This is a genomic window from Floridaenema aerugineum BLCC-F46 (assembly GCF_041929345.1).
Lineage (GTDB): Bacteria > Cyanobacteriota > Cyanobacteriia > Cyanobacteriales > Aerosakkonemataceae > Floridanema > Floridanema aerugineum.
This window is the reverse complement of sequence record NZ_JBHFNQ010000271.1, coordinates 40,418-61,431: the sequence shown is the minus strand read 5'-3', so window position 1 is coordinate 61,431 and position 21,014 is coordinate 40,418. Positions and strand designations below refer to the sequence as shown.

At 41.7% G+C, this 21,014-nt stretch carries 17 protein-coding genes; 12 read left to right on the top strand and 5 right to left on the bottom strand.

All coding sequences use genetic code 11. The features are described from left to right. Nucleotides 1–222 precede the first annotated feature (222 nt). The 3 genes from ACE1CC_RS36525 (at nucleotide 223) to ACE1CC_RS36515 (ending at nucleotide 4,297) form a co-directional block, all read left to right on the top strand. A complete protein-coding gene (locus ACE1CC_RS36525; RefSeq protein WP_413275358.1) occupies nucleotides 223–2,217 on the top strand; it encodes an AMP-dependent synthetase/ligase in 1,995 nt (664 codons plus the stop codon). Between the two features lie 225 nt (nucleotides 2,218–2,442). Next, on the top strand, nucleotides 2,443–2,892 hold the full coding sequence (locus ACE1CC_RS36520) for a YlqD family protein (RefSeq protein ID WP_413275339.1): 450 nt from the start codon (nucleotides 2,443–2,445) through the stop codon (nucleotides 2,890–2,892). Between the two features lie 115 nt (nucleotides 2,893–3,007). Beyond that, nucleotides 3,008–4,297, top strand: coding sequence for a dihydrolipoamide acetyltransferase family protein (locus ACE1CC_RS36515; protein ID WP_413275338.1), 1,290 nt, complete (start codon nucleotides 3,008–3,010; stop codon nucleotides 4,295–4,297). Between the two features lie 67 nt (nucleotides 4,298–4,364). On the opposite strand, the gene ACE1CC_RS36510 is transcribed toward ACE1CC_RS36515, so the two are convergent. Both ACE1CC_RS36510 and ACE1CC_RS36505 read right to left on the bottom strand, forming a co-directional pair. Next, on the bottom strand, nucleotides 4,365–5,765 hold the full coding sequence (locus tag ACE1CC_RS36510; protein ID WP_413275337.1) for a sugar porter family MFS transporter: 1,401 nt from the start codon (nucleotides 5,763–5,765) through the stop codon (nucleotides 4,365–4,367). 325 nt (nucleotides 5,766–6,090) lie between these two features. Beyond that, the gene (locus tag ACE1CC_RS36505; RefSeq protein WP_413275336.1) at nucleotides 6,091–6,489 is read right to left on the bottom strand and encodes a hypothetical protein; all 399 of its coding nucleotides are present in this window, start codon (nucleotides 6,487–6,489) and stop codon (nucleotides 6,091–6,093) included. 165 nt (nucleotides 6,490–6,654) lie between these two features. Between ACE1CC_RS36505 and ACE1CC_RS36500 the strand changes: the two genes are divergently transcribed. From ACE1CC_RS36500 to ACE1CC_RS36485, 4 genes are all read left to right on the top strand, one after another. Continuing rightward, on the top strand, nucleotides 6,655–6,978 hold the full coding sequence (locus ACE1CC_RS36500) for a helix-turn-helix domain-containing protein (protein WP_413275335.1): 324 nt from the start codon (nucleotides 6,655–6,657) through the stop codon (nucleotides 6,976–6,978). A gap of 215 nt (nucleotides 6,979–7,193) precedes the next feature. Continuing rightward, a complete protein-coding gene (locus ACE1CC_RS36495) occupies nucleotides 7,194–8,570 on the top strand; it encodes an AAA family ATPase (RefSeq protein ID WP_413275334.1) in 1,377 nt (458 codons plus the stop codon). Between the two features lie 16 nt (nucleotides 8,571–8,586). After that, a complete protein-coding gene (locus tag ACE1CC_RS36490) occupies nucleotides 8,587–9,108 on the top strand; it encodes a hypothetical protein (RefSeq protein WP_413275333.1) in 522 nt (173 codons plus the stop codon). A 125-nt stretch (nucleotides 9,109–9,233) separates the two neighbouring features. Beyond that, on the top strand, nucleotides 9,234–10,235 hold the full coding sequence (locus ACE1CC_RS36485; RefSeq protein ID WP_413275332.1) for a zinc-dependent alcohol dehydrogenase family protein: 1,002 nt from the start codon (nucleotides 9,234–9,236) through the stop codon (nucleotides 10,233–10,235). Nucleotides 10,236–10,407: 172 nt separating this feature from the next. Here ACE1CC_RS36485 and ilvN read toward each other — a convergent pair whose 3' ends face one another. Further along, nucleotides 10,408–10,929 (bottom strand): acetolactate synthase small subunit, encoded by a 522-nt coding sequence (gene ilvN, locus ACE1CC_RS36480; RefSeq protein ID WP_413275331.1) that lies wholly within the window; start codon nucleotides 10,927–10,929, stop codon nucleotides 10,408–10,410. Between the two features lie 576 nt (nucleotides 10,930–11,505). On the opposite strand from ilvN, the gene ACE1CC_RS36475 reads away from it, so the two are divergent. Next, on the top strand, nucleotides 11,506–11,832 hold the full coding sequence (locus ACE1CC_RS36475; protein ID WP_413275330.1) for a BON domain-containing protein: 327 nt from the start codon (nucleotides 11,506–11,508) through the stop codon (nucleotides 11,830–11,832). A 38-nt stretch (nucleotides 11,833–11,870) separates the two neighbouring features. On the opposite strand, the gene ACE1CC_RS36470 is transcribed toward ACE1CC_RS36475, so the two are convergent. Continuing rightward, entirely contained in the window at nucleotides 11,871–12,836 is a 966-nt protein-coding gene (locus ACE1CC_RS36470; protein WP_413275329.1) for an alpha/beta fold hydrolase, read from the bottom strand. 310 nt (nucleotides 12,837–13,146) lie between these two features. On the opposite strand from ACE1CC_RS36470, the gene infC reads away from it, so the two are divergent. The 4 genes from infC to ACE1CC_RS36450 all read left to right on the top strand — a co-directional run bounded on the left by infC (nucleotide 13,147) and on the right by ACE1CC_RS36450 (nucleotide 19,207). Continuing rightward, nucleotides 13,147–13,680, top strand: coding sequence for a translation initiation factor IF-3 (infC, locus tag ACE1CC_RS36465; protein WP_413266108.1), 534 nt, complete (start codon nucleotides 13,147–13,149; stop codon nucleotides 13,678–13,680). A 281-nt stretch (nucleotides 13,681–13,961) separates the two neighbouring features. Continuing rightward, nucleotides 13,962–15,227 carry an RNA-guided endonuclease InsQ/TnpB family protein gene (locus ACE1CC_RS36460; protein WP_459563966.1) on the top strand — a complete coding sequence of 422 codons (1,266 nt, stop codon included), beginning with the start codon at nucleotides 13,962–13,964 and terminating at the stop codon, nucleotides 15,225–15,227. A 238-nt stretch (nucleotides 15,228–15,465) separates the two neighbouring features. Continuing rightward, complete coding sequence (locus tag ACE1CC_RS36455) at nucleotides 15,466–18,642, top strand: MFS transporter (protein ID WP_413275327.1); 3,177 nt, start codon at nucleotides 15,466–15,468, stop codon at nucleotides 18,640–18,642. Between the two features lie 85 nt (nucleotides 18,643–18,727). Then, nucleotides 18,728–19,207, top strand: a complete 480-nt coding sequence (locus ACE1CC_RS36450; protein ID WP_413275326.1) for a Crp/Fnr family transcriptional regulator — start codon at nucleotides 18,728–18,730, stop codon at nucleotides 19,205–19,207. On the opposite strand, the gene ACE1CC_RS36445 is transcribed toward ACE1CC_RS36450, so the two are convergent. Further along, complete coding sequence (locus ACE1CC_RS36445) at nucleotides 19,204–20,241, bottom strand: diguanylate cyclase domain-containing protein (protein WP_413275325.1); 1,038 nt, start codon at nucleotides 20,239–20,241, stop codon at nucleotides 19,204–19,206. The two genes, ACE1CC_RS36450 and ACE1CC_RS36445, sit on opposite strands and share 4 nt — an antisense overlap. Nucleotides 20,242–21,014: the final 773 nt, after the last annotated feature.

Sequence of the window (21,014 nt, the reverse complement as noted above, 5' to 3'; positions counted from 1 at the left end):
CTCAAACTGATTACAGTATTATTTTAAACTTAAAACCCAGAGCGCAGAGCAAAAATGGATTTTGAATAACTTGTGGATGGTATAAGGTAAGCTAAACAATAAAGTTTCTGTGCAGGAACGATCGGGAATTGAGACAGACAAAAGTGATTCTGTCTACAGATTATCGCTAAAATAGCCTAGCTAAGAGTTATGGTGAAAGCGTAAGTGGTTAGAGATATGAGTATGAAAAACCCTGCTAGTTCTGCCAGTTCTTACAAAATGTCCGATTTGGAACGGGAAAAGCTGAAACTCGTTGTAGATTACTCTTTTGCCCAATCTTTGCCGGAAATTTGGCCGATCGCCGCCCAAAAATTCGCCAATGCGATCGCACTCCACGATCCACACAGTAAACCAGAGATCGTACTTACCTACGCTCAACTTTACCAACAAATCCAGCAATTCGCCACTGGATTGCAAGCAAATGGTTTACTATCTTTAACACAAAGCGATGATTCTTCCGATCCGCCCCGTGTCGCCCTGATTTCTGACAATAGTTATCGGTGGATGATTGCTGACCAAGGTATTATGATGGCTGGGGCAGCGGATGTAGTTCGCTCCTCGGCTGCGGAAACCGAAGAATTATTGTATATTATCGAGCATAGCGGTAGTACAGTTTTAGTAGTAGAAGATGTCAAGACGCTGAAAAAATTAGGCGATCGTCTTTTAAAATTACCCATCCAACTGATAGTCCTACTCACAGACGAACAACTCGAAACTTTTGGAGAAATCAAAGTTCTCAACTTTTCTCAAGTAATGGCAGCTGGTACATCGCAAGAGTTAAAATCAGCTAATCAAAATCACAACACCCTCGCCACTTTACTTTACACCTCTGGAACTACCGGAAAACCCAAAGGCGTAAGACTAACTCACGGAAATTTACTGCATCAACTTACCACCTTGGGCGCAGTTATCCAACCTCATGTGGGAGATATTGCCCTTTCCATTCTTCCGACTTGGCATACTTTTGGACGAACTGCTGAATATTATGTCCTGTCTCAAGGATGTCACCAAATTTATACCACCATTCGCTATATTAAACAAGACTTCAAAGACTTTAAACCGCAATATATGATCGGTGTTCCCCGACTTTTAGAATCAGTTTATGAAGGAGTGCAAAAGAAATTCCGGGAACAACCAGCGAATAAGCAAAAATTAGTTAATAACTTGTTGGAATTTAGTCAACGTCACATTCAAGGAAAGGGAATTTGGCAAGGTTTAGTATTAAAACCTCACCCGCCTGCATTGGGTGAAAAATTATTAGGAGGACTGCAAGCAATTATTTATTGGCCTTTGCACTTTTTAGGGGAAAAGCTAGTATATAAAACAGTCAGAGAAGCTACTGGTGGAAGGATGAAATATTTTATCAGTGGTGGTGGTTCTCTGGCGATGCACTTAGAGAACTTTTATCAAATTGTTGGGTTGGAAATTTTGGTGGGATATGGTTTAACCGAAACTTCCCCCGTTACCCACGCCCGTCGTTATTGGCATAATATCAGAGGTTCCGCCGGACAACCCATTCCCGGTACGGAGGCGAAAATTGTCGATCCAGAAACTCGCCAACCTTTACCTGTGGGGAAAACTGGGATTGTGTTGCTGCGGGGGCCGCAGGTGATGCAAGGATATTATAAGAACCCGGAAGCTACGAAAAAAGCGATCGATCCAGAAGGTTGGTTCGATAGCGGTGACTTGGGATGGTTAACAGAAAATAACGATTTGGTACTCACTGGCAGACAGAAAGATACAATCGTTCTGACCAATGGGGAAAACATTGAACCCCAACCAATTGAAGATGCTTGTTTGCGTAGTGTTTATATCGATCAGATTATGCTAGTGGGACAGGATCAACGATCGCTCGGTGCTCTAATTGTGCCAAACATGGAAGCCCTCAAACAATGGGCACTATCGCAAAACTTACAATTAGTGCTACCTAACGAAACCTTCTCAGCTGACCACGAACAAATCAAACTTGATAGTAAGATTGTTCAGGAATTATTCCGCAAAGAACTGACTCGCGAAGTGCAGAACCGTCCAGGGTTCCGTCCTGACGATCGCATTGGCCCTTTGAGATTGCTTGAGGAACCGTTTTCGATCGAAAATGGAATGTTAACTCAAACATTGAAAGTCCGCCGACCTGTCGTTATGGAACGCTATCGCGATATGATCGACGGGATGTTCTAAAAATATCAGTGAGAAGTTACCCTGCAATTGTAGAGCAAATCCCGACATCAGGCAAAATAAAGGGTGAAGTAGAAAACAGCCTATTTCACTCTTTCACCTTGAGGAATTATAATTGCATATTGCAGGAAAAAATGCAAATTAAAACTTTAAATATATTTGCATTTTTTCGGCAAGTTCTACTGATGAAACATCGCTCCTTAACCAGAATAAAAGATAAACCTAGTCATGGATACTCCGAAAAATCAACTTCTACTAAAGCGCCCAGTTAACATTAAGGCCATTGTGACCCCTCGTTGGAAGGAAGAAGCACAACAACAACTCCAAGGACAACTCAATCAAATCGATCAGCAATTGCAACAGTTAGAAGTTCAAGGACAAAGAGCAATTACTGAACTGCAAAAACAAAGCGTTCAGCCTCCTGGCCCTCAAGTAATGCAACAAATAGACAACATTCAAAGCCAGGTCAATCAAAGAAAAAGCGAGTTGCTAGAACAGAAAAATCAATCTCTGCAACAACTCCAACAAGTGCAATTATTGGAACTCAACCAAGAAGTGAGTCAAGGCACAATTGAAAGCATTTTTACTGTGGAATTGGGAGACAATTTGCTGGATAAATGGCAAGTTGAAATTCTGCTACGAGACGGAGTAGTAGAAGAAATTCGCGGTGATATTTAGGATTAAAAGTCTTATGTCTTATGTCATGGGTCATTGGTTAAAAACCATTACAAATGACGAATGACAAAGGACAAATGACCAGAGTCAATTAGTAATTAGCAAGTAAGAATTAGCAATGATTCACGAAGTTTTCATGCCCGCCCTCAGTTCCACCATGACCGAAGGCAAAATTGTTTCCTGGGTAAAATCTGCTGGGGACAAGATTGAGAAAGGCGAAACAGTGGTGGTGGTGGAGTCAGATAAGGCAGATATGGATGTAGAGTCCTTCTATGGAGGATATTTAGCCACCATTATTGTAGAAGCGGGTGGAGTTGCGCCTGTGGGTGCGGCGATCGCCTTAGTCGCAGAAACAGAAGCCGAAATAGAAACAGCCAAGCAACAAGCAGCAGGCAAAACCACTCAATCAGCTGCGCCAACTCCCGCACCCGCAAAGACAGAAGAACCTGTTGCCGTAGCAGCGGCTACTTCCAACGGTGCAGGACGTGGTAGCGATAGAATCGCAGTTTCTCCTCGCGCCCGGAAACTAGCCAAAGAACTGAAAGTAGACTTAAATAGTCTCAAAGGTAGCGGCCCTCACGGTCGGATTGTAGCAGAAGACGTAGAAGCAGCCGCCGGAAAAGCACCCGCACCCGCACCTGTAGCCGTTGCACCCACAGTTCCCACCTTTGTACCCGCAACAGTTCCACCCGCAGCTAAAGCTGCACCTGCACCCGCACCCATTCCCGCAGTTCCCGGTCAAGTTGTCGGCTTTAGTACGCTGCAAAATGCCGTAGTGCGGAACATGGTAGCCAGTTTATCAGTGCCGATTTTCCACGTTGGTTACACCATTACTACTGATAACTTGGACAAACTCTACAAACAGATTAAGTCCAAAGGTGTAACAATGACGGCATTGTTAGCGAAAGCGGTGGCAGTAACCTTGCAAAAACACCCATTGCTTTATGCGAGTTATACCGAACAAGGAATTCAGTATAATTCAGCAATTAATGTTGCCGTTGCAGTGGCAATGGATGATGGTGGTTTGATTACGCCAGTGTTGCAAAATGCTGACAAATTAGATATTTATTCCTTGTCGCGTAGTTGGAAAGATTTAGTCGATCGCTCTCGCACCAAACAATTACAACCCCAAGAATATAACTCTGGAACTTTCACCCTTTCCAACTTGGGAATGTTTGGTGTAGACCGCTTTGATGCGATTTTACCACCTGGACAAGGGGCAATTTTAGCGATCGGTGCCGCCCGTCCCCAAGTAGTAGCAACTGCTGATGGAATGATGGGAGTCAAACAGCAAATGCAGGTAAATATTACCGCCGATCACCGGATTATTTACGGTGCTCATGCGGCAGCATTTTTACAAGATTTGGCAAAATTAATCGAAAATGATGCCCAATCTTTAACGCTGTAAAAAATTAGTAATTCCCCCGGTTTTTGGGGGAATTACATTTTAGATTTTAGCGTTTTAGAAGGGATAGCTACATTTCTTCTAACTGTTTGCCTTTGGTTTCTCTGACTAACATGAAAACAAAGAAGAAAGAAATGGCTGCGGCGATCGTATAAAGTCCATAAGCAGAACCTAAACCGAAATTTTTCAAAATCACAGGGAATGTTGTGGAGACCATGAAATTAGCAATCCATTGCATCGCTGCTGCGACAGAAAGTGCTGCACCGCGAATTTTATTATTAAACATTTCTCCCAACAACACCCAAACAATCGGACCCCAAGAAAAACCGAAACAAAATACATAAAGATTAGCTGCTAGTAAAGCAACTAACCCAGAAGTTCCGACTAAATTGGGATTACCAGCTGCATCTAAGGGTGCGTTAGCAAAAACTGTTGCCATTGTTCCTAAAGTGAGAAACATTCCCACTGAACCTAACAAAAGTAGGGGTTTGCGTCCGAATTTATCAACAAATGCGATCGCAATTAAAGTAGTCACAATGTTAGTCACGCTGGTAATTACTGTAATCCAAAGAGAATCTGCTTCCGAAAATCCCACAGAACGCCACAATACACTACTGTAGTAAAAGATCACATTAATTCCCACAAATTGTTGGAAGATAGAAAGTCCAATTCCAATCCAAACGATCGCTAACAAACCACCACTTCTACTCAAAAGATCGGATAATCTAGGTTTACGTTCCCTAATTACTGTTAGGCGAATATCTGCAACTTTTCTCTCTACATCGCCACCTTCAACTTTTGCTAATACCCTCGCCGCTTGGGTTTCGTTTCCCTGCGCTACTAAATAACGAGGTGATTCAGGAATTAAGAATGCGCCAATACCATAAAGTAAAGCAGGAGGAACTTCTGTCCAAAACATCCACCGCCAAGCTGTTACCCCAAACCAAAAAGGTGATGCTGCTGAACCTGCGGCAACTGCAATAAAATAATCGCACACTAGGGCGACAAAAATTCCCACTACAATTGCTAATTGTTGCAGAGAACCCAATCTTCCCCGCAAATGGGCGGGTGCAACTTCCGCGATGTAAGCTGGTGCAATCACACTCGCTGCGCCAACTGCTACACCACCCAACAAACGCCAAACACTAAAATCAATGATGCCAGAAGCTAACCCGGAACCGATCGCACTAATCAAAAACAACCCCGAAGCTACCATCATTGACTTGACTCTACCGTAGCGATCGGCAAATTGTCCGGCAAAAAAAGCACCCACCGCTGAACCTAACAACGCCGAAGAAACCGCAAAACCAATTTGGGTACTAGTAGCACCAAAACCACCTTGTATCGCTGCAACTGCACCGTTAATAACTGCTGTGTCAAATCCAAAAAGGAAACCCCCGATCGCAGCCACAACAGAAATTAGAATAACGTAGGAAAGACTCGGTTTAGCAACTCTGTTTTCAACAACCATATTTTTTCTCTGATTGGATGAGTCTGTTAAATCTGTGATTCAAAGAGAAAAGTTTTTCTGCAAATATCCGAGTCAGGATTTAAAGAAGTTGTTCACTTCTCTCTCCTGACTCTGCATTCTTTGCCCTATTACTAAATTTAATCTCTTAATAAAACAGGTTAACTAAATTATTTTTATAACCATACACTTTTAAACAAAAATTAAAATAAACAGCAATATTGTTAGGTAAATAACTTAAATTATTTCTATCTTTTGGCGGATTTTAATATCTTTATTTTGTGGTATTTAAGCTGATTTGAAACAGGAAGCTTCAATATAATTTACATTATAATGCAGGTAAACTGGCTAGACTGCATTCTTGATTTAAATCTTGCACAATAACTCTCCTGCGTTGATCCCAGATTTTTTCTATAAATCGCAATACCACATCGTCGTATTGTTTCTTATGCTTTTTCCAATCTCTACGAATTGCATTTGCCAACTGCTGCAATTCCTCCAAACTCACACATTTTTGAATCTGACAAGCAACAGCATTGCGCCACCTTTCTACCTTGCGATAGCTGATAAATTGTCCGCCTTTATCTAAGCGATGAACGAAAATCACGTAAAGCCAGTTTTTCACTTCTTTAATCAGCGACTCAGCAATCCCCAAAAACTTAGCAATTTCTCTTTTACTAATACGGAATCTTTCGGCGGGTTTGATGCGCTTAAATAAAGCTGTCATATCTCTGAAAAGTGCTGCTAAAATTTTATATAAATACACTATCCTCTATTGTGGATTTTGTCAATATCCACAATGTCGAACAAATCATAAAATAGACTAGCTACTGCGTTAGAATGCTGATAATGTCAAAGGATTGAAGAATTACGAGGCTTGTATCTGGTGGTTATGCCCCGTCAAAGCAAAAGAAGCCAACCGATAGCTAGATTTGACAAAGTAGGAATGGTCAAAGTTGGGCTAATTTTAAAGAATGCGCGTGAACAGAAAGGCTTGACGTTGGATGAACTCGCGGATCTCACAGGCGTTGGCAAAACCAGACTCAACGATGTGGAATTAGGAAATGGCAATAAACTGATGGTCGATACCTTAGAAGCATATCGCCGGGTAATTCGTCCTGTGAATCCTGAGACTGGCGAAGTTTACAAGTGTTGGGAATTATTAGAAATCGCCATGATTTTAGAAGATCCACCAGAATTGGAAGTCCAGAAGTAGGTAAAGATGGGAATTAGATATGGCGATCGCGCTGACTTGTAGAGGTGCGATCGCTTTTGTTATTGAGTATACAGTGAAAAATACTGTCGCTGCGGGTACTCTGAGTAAAAGAGCCATTTTTCATTCTTTGTCAAGGTAGGGCGATCGCTTAGGTGATTAACAACTCTCTGCAACACTAAGACATGACAACCGTATCCGTAAAAGGACAATTATCAATGCAAATTAACGATCTAGTCAACAAATGGTCAAACTTGCAACCCAAAGCGCTTGAAGCACAGTTAAATGCTCAATTCACCAATTTTATCTGGGAATATCTGGGATTTGAATATGCCGTAGGAACCAATATTGGTCAAGGGTTAATTCCAGACTATATATTATATGACGACTCCTCTAAACCTTTATTAGTCGTTGAAACTAAGAAAAGAACACCTGTTTTGGCAAACAGTTCCGATACAGAATTTATTGAAAAGTGCAAAACAAATGCCTTGTACAAGGCAGCTGTTGGTTATGAAGAAACAGGTGAGAATGGTATAAAGCAATATTTGAGTGCCACACCTGCCAAATACGGTTTAGTGTTTAATGGAGATTTTTTCCAACTTTTCCGCCGAGTTGATGGCTTGATTCTGCCATTAACAGACATTCAAAAAGTAACAGCAGAATCTTTACCTAGATTGATTAATCAGTTGCAATACTATTTGAAAAGTCCTCAGCGAGCCTTTGTAGTTAGTATATGGAATCGTAAGGGTGGAGTAGCTAAAACAACCAACACTATTAATATTGCTGCTGTTCTTTCCGCAAAGGGGAAGCGTGTTTTAGTTGTTGATTTCGATCCTCAAGTAGATTTAACTAGAAGTTTAGGTTTTGAACCAGAACAATTTAAAAATAAAATATTCGGCTGCTTTGACAAAATACAACAGAAAGAGGAGGAAGAGGCATTAAAACTTTTGAGCGAACTAATACAAGTTCAAAAATTTTCAATTTCTAATGATAAAGATTATTCTATTTCTCTATTACCTGGTGAAAAAAATACACTTGAGTACTTTGGTGAAGTACAGAGCGATAAAGGCTACCAAATGGTTAAAAAGCAAACAGCACTAAAAAGCCTTTTATCTCTTGTTTCTCGGCAATATGATTATATATTTATCGATACTTCTCCTAAAACGGATATGCTTACAGCTTGCTCACTTTTCGCAGCTGATGGAGTCATAATACCAGCAGACTACGATCCAGAAACGCTACGTCATGTCTCAGAGATTAGTCAAAAAGTAATTCCAGATAAAATTCGTACTGCACGTAAAGCATCTGTAAGCAAAAAATCCTTTATGGAGGATATAGGGCCAAGAATACTAGGCTTAGTTTTTAGTAATTGTTCAGATGTAGGTACTGTTCTAGAGAAACAAATTGACCAAAATTTGATGGAACAAGTACACATCAAAGTTTACCAAACGAAATTAAGGCGGTATGATATGGTTCCCATATCAAAGTTTGCTCGGAAGCCTGTAGTATTTTACAGACCCAAATCTCCGATTACTAAACTTTACATAGACCTTACCAAAGAGATATTTTTCAGTAATAACTTGGTAGATAGTTAACCCAGGAGTCTTATAAATGGAAGAATTTAGCGATATTGGCTCGTATATTCGTATTCCTTGCCAACAAATAAAGCTAAGAGAAAATGAGCAGAAGTCTCATCCCGCATTGGTAGAAGCAATTGCAGAAAAACTAAAAGCAAATGGACGAAACTACTTGCCGCTAATTGTTGAAGAGGTAGATGAAGATGAGTATGAAGTACTCCTAAATGCTGATGTTTTAGAAGCTGCTCAAAAAGCAAAGCTTGATTTTGTTTGGTGCATTTTAGCAGACGAACAGCGACGCAAGCAAATAGAAGTTGAAGCAAAGCAACGATTTGAAGTTAATATTTTAACTGCTTCCGAAAAAACTATAGCTGAAATGCTCGACTATATCAAAAGCGTTAATCCTAGTTTCCGACAAATAGATCCCGAACAAGCCGCCAAAGCGATAGTTGAGAATCGCAGCGAAACATGGAAAAGCTTTAGACCCTTAACAAAATTACGTTGCCAAATAGGAGAGAAAAAACTAAAAACATTGGAAACATATTTCTGCCTTTAAAGTGAAATAAAGTTTACTCCAACTCATTATTCTCTCTCCTCTCTCTTCCTTCGCGCCCTTTGCGTTCTTTGCGGTTTAATTAGTAAAATCTAATTCTGGTTGAATAAACTCTTGCAAAAAAAGCCGTGAAAGCAGTACTAATGACAGCAGCAGGAGATCCAGAAGTCCTGCAACTTCAGGAACTCCCAGACCCTAAAATTGAAAAAGAAACAGAAATCCTCGTCCGACTCCACGCCGCCGGAGTCAACCCCATTGACACCAAACTGCGGAAACGAGGAACCTTTTACCCAGACCAAATGCCTGCTATTTTAGGATGTGACGGTGCAGGAGTAGTTGAAGCAGTCGGTAGTGGCGTGCATAAATTCCGAGTTGGGGATGAGGTATACTTTTGTTGTGGCGGATTAGGAACAAAACAAGGGAACTACGCCGAAAAAATAGTTGTCGATGAGAAATTCGTTGCTTATAAACCGAAAAACCTGAGTTTTGCCGAAGCAGCCGCCGCACCTTTAGTGATTATTACAGCTTGGGAATCATTGTACGATCGCGCCCGCTTAGAAGCCGGAAGAAAAGTTTTAATTCATGCAGGTGCAGGTGGAGTTGGGCACGTAGCAATACAACTAGCAAAATTACAAGGTGCAGAAGTTTGCACCACCGTTAGCAACCAAGAAAAAGCCGATTTTGTTCGACAACTAGGCGCAGATCAAGTAATCTTTTACAAACAAACCGATTTTGTCCAAGCAGTATTAGATTGGACAGAAGGAGAAGGAGTAGATCTCGCCTTTGACACAGTTGGCGGCGAAACCTTCTTTAAAACCGTTCCAGCAGTCAAAGTTTACGGAGATCTCGTCACCATTTTAGAACCCGATGCCACATTGGGAAACTTAAAAACTGCCAGATTACGCAATCTGCGAATCAGCTTAGAATTAATGCTGACACCAATGCTGCAAGGCTTAGTTGAAGATCAGCGACATCAAGCCAAAATTTTAACCCAATCAGCCCGGTTAATAGAGCAAGGTCAGCTAAAAATTCATGTTAGTCAAACCTTTCCCTTAGCCGAAGCTGCTGCTGCTCATCGGTTGTTAGAATCCGGCTCAGTTACAAGTAAATTAGTCCTACTGATGGATTAGGTACGTTGTTGCGCTGTCTTCGCTGTTACCGAGAGTGGTAATCAGAGCGCTAAAGCGCAACAACGTACATAATTAAGAGCGCTAAAGCGCAACAACGTACATAATTAAGAGCGCTAAAGCGCAACAACGTACATAATTAAGAGCGCTAAAGCGCAACAACGTACATAAATTATTAGGCTAGTTTTGCTTCCAAAGACTTGAGGAATTCGGTATTAACGCCAGATTCACGAGTCAGAGAAATCTTACCAGTACGGGCAATTTCCCTAATTCCGAATTTTTGTAGCACTTGGACGATCGCCACCATTTTACCAGGATCGCCCACCACTTCAATAGTTAACGAATCTTCTGACACATCCACAACACGCGCCCGGAAAATTTGCGCCAACTCAATCACTTCCGAACGAGTGCTAGCAGTAGCATTAACCTTCATTAGCATCAATTCGCGCTCTACACAAGGAATCTCAGTCACATTCTGAACTTTCAGGACATTGATTAACTTGTAGAGTTGCTTAGTTAGCTGTTCAATTATTCGATCGTCCCCTGGCACTACCATCGTAATCCGGGAAATGCCCATTTGTTCGGCAGGACCCACAGCCAGACTTTCAATATTAAAACCCCGGCGGGCGAATAAACCTGCAATCCGAGATAATACCCCGGCTTCATCTTCGACTAAAACAGAAAGTGTGTGTTTCATTGTCCGTAACAAATCCTTCAGTGCAAACAGCTTTTGCTGCGGACAGCACGATGCACTTCTAGTAACACCGACCTTTCTGCTGACCCAAACATTGCAAAAGCATCTTTAGTAATAATTACTATATTACTGGCATTGTTGGGCTAAAAAAATTACTTAAGCTTCTTTTATTGATTCTGCCAGCTACCAACCCAAGGGAGTAGATTATGCCTCTTCCGAACAAGGCTTTCGTTGTTTCTGTCTGGTTTGTGCTTCGCTGCTATTCTACCGACATCGAGAATCGAAATCGGAATATCTTGAAATTACGATCGCAACCCTAGACAATCCAGAACTAGTCGAACCCAGTTACACCTGTTCGCAGACGACCGACTCAAATGGCTCAAGCTTCAGGATTTGCTTCCTCGCTATCCTAACAATGTGATGTTTTATAATACCACATCCGAGTAAACGGAATCCAGTGTGAGAGTGGAAGCAGAAAAAGTGAAATATATAAATCCTTCTGGCGAATCATGCCGCAAAAAGCCAAAAATTGTTTAATTTAGTATTGTTGATGTTAAATGCTATTGGAGGAAAATCCCAATGGGTTGGTTACAGCGACTATTTGGATTCGGGAAACCTGCCGATGCTCAGACAAACCCAGCACCGACTGAGGATGGTATTGCCCCAGAACGGGTAGGATTGAATGGGGAGTACGACCAAAGCGGTTTAGCCAAAAGAGTTGCCCTAGCTTTCGATGAAGATCCTAGCCTAGATGATATCAATAATCTTTGGGTAGCTCAGACTGGTGGAACTGTAGTTTTGAAAGGATCGGTTCCCAGTCAAGATGTTCTAGACAAAATGGTATCAATTGCTGGTGGTATTAGTGGTGCTACCTCTGTAAACACCGACGAAGTTAAAGTTGGTTAAGCATTTTTCGGTTCTTTCCGATCAAAGATGAGGAATGCCTAAGCGGGTTTAACTACTAATTGCTGAGGTGTCACAGGGAATTGATTTGTGGCTGTCTGCCATGAATCAATCCAGTCTAGGATAATTTGGTTAACCTGCTCTGGGCTTTCATCATGGGGGCAATGTCCAGCATTTTCGATTTCAATTACCTGTAAATTGGGATTGAATTGAGTGAACTGCTGTGCTAATTTTTTGGGAACCATCTTGTCTTGTGCGCCCCACAATAGCAACAGGGGAATGTTTAAACCGGGAAGCAAAGATTTGACACTGGGGTTAAATCCCGAAGTGGTCATAGCTTTGAGGATAGCGCAAAAAGCTTGTACTGAACCTTGGTCTTGGGCAGGTCCGGTGAGAATGTCTACTAGTTCATCGGTGACGGCTTCTGGGTTAGAATATGCTAGTCCCGCCCAACTTTTAACTCGTTGGGGATGTCTGACCCAATAGAAGAGGGTTTTCAGGAGTAGTGGGGATAGTACTAAGTTTTTGATGGTGGCTACTAGCGATCGCAATTGCTGCGGAATCATCTCCTCTTCCAAAGAAGGATCTGGTAAACTCATCATTACCACCCCAGCCACCATCTCTGGATAGGTAGCAGCTGCGGTTAAAGCTACCAAAGAACCGATCGAATTACCCACTAAAACCACAGGCTGGCGGATAAAAGTTTGCCAAAAATCATAAACTTGCTCCACCCAAAGCCTCACATTGTAGCGTGCAGCCGCTTTTTCCGAAGCCCCAAAACCCAACATATCCAGAGCATAAACTGGATGTACCTGACTAAATACATTTAAATTTTGCCGCCAATGTCCGATCGAAGTCCCAAAACCGTGCAACAAAATTAATGGCGTAGCATTAGCATTAGCCGCCGACTGAGGAGTACGAATATAAGTGTAGCGAGTTTGCCAACCCCGCCAAACCCAGTCCCTCTGACTTCCAATTCGTTGCTGCCAATGCAGGGAAATTGTCACACTAACCTCTGCTTTAAAAATATTTACAAAACTAACCTTCGACTCTCATTGTAGTCTTTGTTTCGTGTATTAGCTGAGGGCTGGGGATTGGGTACTGGGGGTTGGCAGCAGACAAAACTGGCAAATGGAAAATAAAATTAAGAATGAGCCGAAAAAAACTCAGCCCAGTAGAATCGAAAGACAAGCTGGTAGACAATTGTGGTGGTTTCGTGCTTTGACCTTAAAGTTCAGCCGTTGATGTTGTCTGTAATCCCAATAACTGCGGCTTGTAGGCTCAATTGAGTTGTTAATTAACTTTATACCCAACTAAATGACAGTAATCGAAACAAAACGCACAAATAATCAACCTCAAATCAACGAACGGATTAGATTTCCCAAAATTCGAGTAATCGACACCGATGGCGCTCAACTAGGGATCATAACTCCTAGAGAAGCTATGGCGATCGCAAATGAAAAAGAACTAGACCTAGTTTTAGTTAGTGATAAAGCTGACCCCCCGGTTTGCCGCATCATGGACTATGGCAAATTCAAGTTCGAGCAAGAGAAAAAAGCGCGAGAAGCCCGGAAAAAGCAGCACACTGCGGAAGTCAAAGAAGTGAAAATGCACTACAACATTGACGACCACGACTATAACGTGAGAATAGCTCACGCCAAGCGCTTTTTAAATGAGGGAAACAAAGTCAAAGCCACCGTAATGTTTCGTGGTCGAGAAATTCAACACAGCAACTTGGCAGAAAACTTACTCAACCGCATGGCTTCAGATTTGCAGGAATTAGGAGAAGTGCAGCAAGCGCCCAAGAAAGAAGGACGCAACATGATGTTACTGTTAGCCCCTAAGAAGTAGGGACAAGGGGACAAGGGGACAAGGGGACAAGGGGACAAGGGGACAAGGAGAATTTTTACCCTTACTGCTCCAGGAGATCCAGGATCTCCTGGATCTCCCCCCTTTGAACGAATCGCTATCCTTCCCCACCTTCTTATAAGGTGGGGAAGGATAGCGGTTGGACGGAGGTACGGAGTCCAACAATTATTTTGTGGGTAGTCCAAAATATTCATGCACTCTTTAATTTTTTGACATTGGCTAGTATTCAATATTATAATTTATCTCAAAAAAGGGGTGATTTAATAGTGATTAGAAGAGTGACATTTAGGTTGTATCCGAAACCAGCAGCATTAAAGAATTTACTTTATGCAAGACGCTTGCATAAAGACCTTTATAATGCTGGAATAGCCAACCGAAAAACCCAATATGAGAGGTTTGGTCGCTCAGTTAATTACTTAGAACAACAGAACTCACTCCCGGCTTTTAAACAAGTGTGGCCGGAGTACAAAGAACTTGGTTCGCACACTTTACAAGCCACGTTAAAACGGGTTGATTTAGCTTACCAGTCATTCCTTAAAGGATTGAGAGGCAAGCCAAAGTTTAAGTCAATTAGACACTATTCTGGATGGACTTATCCCGATATAGCTGGCTGGAAAGTTCACAGCACTGGGGATAACGGCTATCTGGAGTTAAGGGACTTAAAAGTGTCAATTCAAATGCGGGGAAAGGCAAGAACCTGGGGAACTCCAACCACTTGCACGATTGTTTACCGTAACGGAAAATGGTACGCATCCATAACAGTAGAATGCACGCCAGTCAGAGAAACTGGTGACGGTGTAATTGGGGTAGATTTCGGGGTATATCATGCCATAGCCATGAGCGATGGAACTATCATTGATAGTCCGAAGTTCTTAGCTAAAACGCAGTCGAAGATCCGCAAAGCATCTAAACAGAAACGTCGCAAAAGAGCGCCTAACTTTAAGAAAAAAGTTAAAGGTTCAAAGCGATGGAAGAAGGCTACAAGAAAAGTAGGCAAACTGCATACAAAGGTAGCCAATCAAAGACAAGATTGGGTTCATAAAGTTGCCTCACAAATTGTCAGCAGTAATAGCATGGTCGCAACGGAAAAACTCAATTTGAAGGGGATGACCCGGAAAGCGAAAAAAGGTAGTAAACGCAAGAGACAAAAGACTGGTCTTAACCGTTCGATGTTGGATGTTGGTATCGGAAAACTTACCGATGCCATCAATTACAAATTGCAGGAAGCGGGAGGCTTTTTAGTCAAAGTTCCTACCTTAACTGTTAAGCCATCGCAAACTTGTCCAAACTGCCATCATCAGAAAAAGAAAGATTTGTCTGAGCGGATTCACAAATGCTCGCAGTGCGGCTATGAGTGCGACCGTGATGTAGCTGCATCACTTGTAATGGTGTCGTATGCGTTGGGAACCAGCGCATTTAATCGTGGATCTGAGATCTCTACTTCTGTTCCACAGGAGACTGGAGGATGGAAGCAAATCTGGGAAAAGAAGCGACAGAAACCCACCGTTCAATGTAATAACGGTGGGTAGTTCATTCATCAGTAAGAAAGTCGTGATACTCTCGTATTATCGTGGTGCGATCGTCGGCAAAACTTGTCACACTAGACATTGCCGGAAAATTTTGCCATGAGGAGCAGCAATTCAGTAATAATGAATTGTTGATGGTTCATTGTTCATTGGTTTGGTAAGAAACGATCGTGAACCATGAATCCTTTATTACTGGGTGGCTAGAATTGGCAGGTGTGCAGTATCGATTTCGGAGATTCAGATGACGCTGAAAAATCCGTTGTTTAATAACCGTGGATGGTGGCGGATATTGCTACAAGGGCTGAATCTTCGTGCTGAAGAAAGCGAACGCACCTTGCTGATGTTTGCTGTTTACACCACGACTTCAGTAGGTCTTTTGTGGTTGGAGGCGACGACGGTAGCTCTGTTCTTAGAACAGTATGGCTCAAATAAGTTGCCTTGGATTTACATGGCTAGTGCCCTGATGGGTTCAGGTTTGGGAATTCTTTCTACCTGGATGCAAAGGATTTTACCATTGCGGCGGTTTGTGGTTTTAATTGGTTTAATTTCAGCTATTCCCTTGTTACTGTTTCGCTTAGGTTTAGAAGTTAATTCTTTAGGATGGCTGACAATATTTTTGTTACCGCTTTGGGTAGATGGGGGTTATTCTCTTAATCATTTAACTACTTCACTAACGGCAAATCAATTATTTAATATTCGAGAAATTAAACGCACTTTTCCTTTAATTAGTAGTGGTGTTTTAGTAGCAGATGTATTGAGTGGTTTTTCTTTACCTCTGTTACTGAAATTAGTAGGTTTAAATAATGTAATTTTGGTATCAGCAGGAATGTTGGTGCTGGGTGCGGGAATATTATTTTATTTGAGCCAACGTTATAAACAGGCTTTTCCTGATGCTCCTTATCGAGATTTGCACGATGAGCAATCAGATTATACTAACCGTCGGTTGAAAGGGCCGTTACAGGAATACGCGATTTATTTATTTGGGTTTTTTATAATTTCCCAAATCCTGTTGTTGTTAATTGATTTTCAGTATTTAACACAGTTGGAATTAAAGTTTGATGTTAAACAAATTGCTAGCTTTTTGGGGTTATTTAGTGGGTTTGTGGGGATTTTTGAACTGATTACTCAATGGTTTATTTCTAGCCGAGTTATTGAACGGATGGGGGTTTTTCTCACGGCGATGTTACCTGGGGCGGTGTTGAGTATGTTGGGTTTATTGCCGTTGACGGGGTTGGTACAATTATTTGTTGGTTTAATTGTTTTAAAGTTCGCTGATGAGTTGTTGCGCTACACTTTTGTTGCTAGTACGGCTTCGGTTTTGTTTCAGCCAATTCCTGATAATTTGCGGGGTAATATAGAGACAAAAGCGCGGGGTATTGCTGAACCTGTGGCAACGGGGTTGACAGGAATTGGGATTTTAGCGGTAATTTGGGTGTTAAATTGGGCGAGTCATAACAGTTCAGAAACCGTTAAAGTAAATCTGGTAAGTTGGTTAATTGTTTTAGGAATAGTGTTGTTTTCTTTTTCGTGGTTGCTGATAGTTTGGCTGTTGCGATCGCGCTACCTAGACCTACTAGTTCTCAGCGCCCAACGAGGACAATTAAGCGGAGTCGGAGAAGTCGATTTACGCATACTTAAACGAGCAGTGGTAGAAGCTTTAGAAGGGACGACATCGGAAGCAGATAAACGTTCCTGTATTGAATTGCTGACTCAAATTGACCCGCAAAATGTGGGGGAAGTTCTAGCACCATTACTAAAAGTTTTACCGCCAGCTTTGCAATACCAAAGTCTGGAAAGTATGCTAATCGCTCCTAATACTAATTATTTACCTCATGTTAAAGCTCTGATTGGTGAAGAAGGAGAAGGTGTTAGGGGTCAGGGTGTAGGGGTTAGGGAAAGAATTGGGGAACTGGGTAGGGTGTTAGGGGATGAAGAAGGGGAACTGGGTAGGGTGTTAGGGGATAGGGGAAAAGACAATTCCCCAACCCCCAACCCCCAACCCCTAACCCCCAATTCTTTCCCCAACCCCCAACCCCCAACCCCCAACCCCCAAAATTCGCCCAACCCCCAACCCCCAACCCCGAAAAATCTTCAGCCGGAAGTGTTGGCGTTGGCGTTGCGCTATATTTGGTTGACTGAACCTAACCCAGATTTACGAGCGCTAAAATCTTATCTCGAGCCAGAAATTGACCCGGTGGTGCGGGGAACAGCTGCGGCTTTGTTGTTGAGGTTGGGAAATGGGGTGCAAAAGGCTGAGGCGACTTCGGCATTGAGACGAATGCTGACTCATCCTGAAGAAGAAGAACGGGTGATGGGGTGTCGGGCACTGGGAGATGCGTTGTATTTACAAGCGCTGCGGGTGAATATTCCGGGTTTGTTACAGGATAAATCTTTGCGGGTAAGGCGGGCTTTGTTGGAAGCGATCGCAGCTACCCATTTAGAAGAATATTATCCTGCCCTACTGCGCGGTTTGGAATATAAATCAACTAGAGAAGCAGCAATTCGGGCTTTGGAAAGGTTGGATTCGGAAGCGATTCCAATGGTGCTGAGTTTAGCCACCAATATCCAAAAACCAGATTTAATCAGAAGATATGCCTGGGATGTGTTGGGGAGGATTGGCACGCTTGAAGCGCGAAATGTCTTGGTAGCTAACTTGATGACTGCTTGGGGAAATACCCGCCGACATATTCTGCAAATTCTGCTGAAATTACCCCAAGAAACCGGAATTGATGCTGTTCTCGATCGCTTAGGTCGGAGTGGTGTAGAAACATTAATTGGTCAAGAATTAATGTTCGTCGGTCAAATTTATGCTGCTATGGTAGACCTGAAGGCAGCAAAGTTAGAAGTTCAAGAAATAGATTTAATTCTTAAAGCTTTTGAAGGGGATTTGGCAGATGCGGCCCAACGGTGTTTTCTGTTAATGAAGTTTCTTTATTCTCCAGATACTATTCAAGCAGCAGCATTTAATTTACGATCGGGTTCCCCATCAGATATGGCAAGGGGGTTAGAAATATTAGACCAAACTGTTGATATCTTCAATAAACGAGAGCTATTAACTTTTTTGGAAAGACATTCCGATGAAGAAAAATTGCGGAATCTGGCAGGTATAATAGCTTATCAACCTTTGGAGGCACGCGATCGGATTAGGCGATTGCTATCTTTAAGGCGCTTTTTATCAGATTGGTCTTTAGCTTGTTGTTTCCATTTAGCTTCTAGGGAGCGCTGGAATCTCACGGCTGAACCAACTTTAGCTTGTCTGCGTCATCCCACTGGTTTTGTGCGAGAAGCGACAATTGCTTACCTGAAAGTAGCTTCCCCGCGTTCTTTGTCTGAACTGCTTCCGAAGCTGCAACAAGATCCCGATCGCTTGGTAGCTGCTCAAGTGCAACAATTAATGACAGAGTTAGGTAATAGTTAATAGGTATCTACCTACTACCCACTATCCACTACCCACTACCCACTACCTATTCCAGCAATAAATAATTAGTAATAATTAGCAGTCAATGTTAACCAGTGTTGAAAGACTATTATTTGTAAGAAACGTACCGATCTTTCAAGAATTACGGGATGATTTTCTTGTGAGATTAGCTTCGGTAATGGATGAGTTATCTTTTCCAGCTAAACATACAATTTTTACTCAAGGTCAAGAAGGGCGATCGCTCTATATCGTAGTACTTGGTCAAGTAAAAGTTCACATCGGCAACCAAGAATTAGCTAAACTAGGGCCTGGTGCTTGCTTCGGTGAAATGTCTTTATTTGATGCTGAACCTCGTTCGGCTTCGGTTTCCACTTTAGCAAACTGTGAATGTTTAATGTTAACCCAACAACAACTCTACGATGCTATTGAAGAAACACCAGGAATTGCTATTAATATTATTCGGTTACTTTCCCGCCGCATTCGAGAACTGAATGAAAAAATTAATGCTCAAACTAAGGCAAGGGGAGTAGAAGATTCAACTAGTGGCAAAAAATTAGTTGGTTAATTTTTACTACTCTTTGCCGGAATTTCTAATATTTTCGTCACCAGGCAATTTCTCCCTTGAGCTTTGGCTGCATAAAGCGCTTCATCAGTAACATCAATTAGTTGATTGGGGGCTAAATTTACTTGCGGAATTACGCAAGAAACTCCCATACTCAAAGTGACATATTCAGAAACCGAAGATTTGCCGTGAACAATTTTTAATTGTTTGATGTTTTGCTGCACTAATTCAGCCAGATAAACTGCGCCTTCGATAGTTGTATTGGGTAAAATAATCGCAAATTCTTCTCCCCCATAACGCGCTACTAAATCAGCAGGACGCTTTAAGGTATCGCTGATTGTTTGTGCTATTTGTTTTAAACAAAAATCTCCTGCTAAATGTCCGTAGGTATCATTAAAGAGTTTAAAATAATCAACATCACAAAGAATTAGAGATAAGGGTGCTTTTTCTCTTTGCAGTCTTCGCCATTCCAGGTTAAAGTTTTCATCAAAAAAACGCCTATTACCTACTTGAGTTAAACCGTCTAAAGTAGCGAGGCGATGCAGTTCTCTGTTGACTTTTTGCAGTTCGTCTTCTGCACGTTGGCGCTCTTTAATTTCTTGAGACAAGAGATCATTTTGTTGTTGCAATGTTTTTTGTAATTGGCGAATAGTTAGTTGATTTTTGACTCTGGCTAATACTTCTTGAATTTCAAAAGGTTTGGTGATGTAATCTGCTCCCCCATGAGAAAAAGCTTCTACTTTATCTACTACACCATCAAGCGCACTAATAAAAATTACTGGAATATCTTGAGTTTCTGCCCTAGATTTCAATTCTTGGCATACCATGTAACCATTCATGTTGGGCATATTGATATCTAGTAAAATCAAATCTGGTGGCATGATTTGGCAAGCTTTGAGTGCTAATTCACCGCTAATGACTTTTCTTACTTTATATCCCTGTTCTGAGAGCATGGTAGATAGCAACCGCAAGTTATCTGGTTTATCATCGACAACTAAAATATCGGCTTTATATGGTGTTGGTTGGTTGGTATTCATTTGGCAGATTTTTCAGTGATATTTATTTTTGATCTAAGCAGAAAACGAATAGGAAATTAGACATTTTGTTCTCCCTAAAAGGGGTAAAGTTTGCCTCGTTCAGTTATCCAATCTTGCTTTAGCTCAATTCACTGGATTAACCCGTTTAGTCCTGTTTAAAATTGAGCGACAGAAGCTCAAGCTGGCACGCACCTGTAGGTGTCATGAACTGGATAACGGCTACCTGTTTTTCAGGTGAACTGGTCACATCTTGGACTCTTGATGAGCCCCCGTCACAGCGTAGCTTGACGGTGGGTTTGTGACATATATAGCTGACTCGGAAATATTTGGCTATTTTTTCAAATAATACATTTTCTCAGCATGGTTGGCGGATAAAATTATCACAGCCTGCCCTTGGGTTGAGCGATCGATCTTCCTAAAAAGCACTGGCAGTAATGGCAATAAGTATACGACTTTTTCTTTGAGCGTAGCTTTGTTTCATCACCTGATAGCCATCAATCACTGGCATTGGCATATCCGTTAAAACAACTAAAATATTTAATCTGCAAGCATATACCTTGATTGCTTTGATCTACAATTGTCATTGCTAATTCCATCGGCTAAATCTAGAATAAGTAATTCAACAAATCATTACTTAAATTAAAATAGATTACAAAGTATTAAAAATCCTCTGGTTCGACATAAAACTTTTAACTTTTTAACCAAAATATGCAAAGATTTCGGATGTAAAAAAGCCGATCTCATGGTTATATAGCAGTCGCCAAAATTGTGAG

Excerpts from the sequence above, each read along its gene's own strand:
- ACE1CC_RS36525 (WP_413275358.1), top strand. The coding sequence starts at position 223 with ATGAAAAACCCTGCTAGTTCTGCCAGTTCTTACAAAATGTCCGATTTG.
- ACE1CC_RS36520 (WP_413275339.1), top strand. The coding sequence starts at position 2,443 with ATGGATACTCCGAAAAATCAACTTCTACTAAAGCGCCCAGTTAACATT.
- ACE1CC_RS36515 (WP_413275338.1), top strand. The coding sequence starts at position 3,008 with ATGATTCACGAAGTTTTCATGCCCGCCCTCAGTTCCACCATGACCGAA.
- ACE1CC_RS36510 (WP_413275337.1), bottom strand. The coding sequence starts at position 5,765 with ATGGTTGTTGAAAACAGAGTTGCTAAACCGAGTCTTTCCTACGTTATT.
- ACE1CC_RS36505 (WP_413275336.1), bottom strand. The coding sequence starts at position 6,489 with ATGACAGCTTTATTTAAGCGCATCAAACCCGCCGAAAGATTCCGTATT.
- ACE1CC_RS36500 (WP_413275335.1), top strand. The coding sequence starts at position 6,655 with ATGCCCCGTCAAAGCAAAAGAAGCCAACCGATAGCTAGATTTGACAAA.
- ACE1CC_RS36495 (WP_413275334.1), top strand. The coding sequence starts at position 7,194 with ATGCAAATTAACGATCTAGTCAACAAATGGTCAAACTTGCAACCCAAA.
- ACE1CC_RS36490 (WP_413275333.1), top strand. The coding sequence starts at position 8,587 with ATGGAAGAATTTAGCGATATTGGCTCGTATATTCGTATTCCTTGCCAA.
- ilvN (WP_413275331.1), bottom strand. The coding sequence starts at position 10,929 with ATGAAACACACACTTTCTGTTTTAGTCGAAGATGAAGCCGGGGTATTA.
- ACE1CC_RS36475 (WP_413275330.1), top strand. The coding sequence starts at position 11,506 with ATGGGTTGGTTACAGCGACTATTTGGATTCGGGAAACCTGCCGATGCT.
- infC (WP_413266108.1), top strand. The coding sequence starts at position 13,147 with ATGACAGTAATCGAAACAAAACGCACAAATAATCAACCTCAAATCAAC.
- ACE1CC_RS36455 (WP_413275327.1), top strand. The coding sequence starts at position 15,466 with ATGACGCTGAAAAATCCGTTGTTTAATAACCGTGGATGGTGGCGGATA.
- ACE1CC_RS36450 (WP_413275326.1), top strand. The coding sequence starts at position 18,728 with ATGTTAACCAGTGTTGAAAGACTATTATTTGTAAGAAACGTACCGATC.
- ACE1CC_RS36445 (WP_413275325.1), bottom strand. The coding sequence starts at position 20,241 with ATGAATACCAACCAACCAACACCATATAAAGCCGATATTTTAGTTGTC.